This is a genomic window from Achromobacter sp. GbtcB20, from assembly GCF_019091095.1.
GTDB lineage: Bacteria > Pseudomonadota > Gammaproteobacteria > Burkholderiales > Burkholderiaceae_B > Achromobacter > Achromobacter mucicolens.
This window is the reverse complement of sequence record NZ_JAGXJZ010000766.1, coordinates 1-246: the sequence shown is the minus strand read 5'-3', so window position 1 is coordinate 246 and position 246 is coordinate 1. Positions and strand designations below refer to the sequence as shown.

1 pseudogene is annotated in these 246 nt (G+C 55.7%); it reads right to left on the bottom strand.

Annotation, left to right across the window (positions count from 1 at the left end):
* Positions 1-246: pseudogene (locus KVT32_RS31040) on the bottom strand (type II restriction endonuclease); the annotation flags it as partial.

The window sequence follows — 246 nt, the reverse complement described above, 5'->3', positions numbered from 1 at the left end:
GGAACCGTCCGAAGGCGAGCTGGTTGCCCCGGTCTTCATAGATATCTGGAATACGCAATTTCGGCTTCCAGAGGAACGCATGATCTGCGCCTTTGAATATCTGACGCTGCTCCGCGATGGAGTGCACTACCGTTTCAAGCGAAGATCCCCGGTATGCGACGCCAAACACACCATCACGGATCTCGCGGACCACTTCCTGCAAGCCCCTCCGGATCGAGCGGAAGTTCTTCAGCCTTTGATCCCATA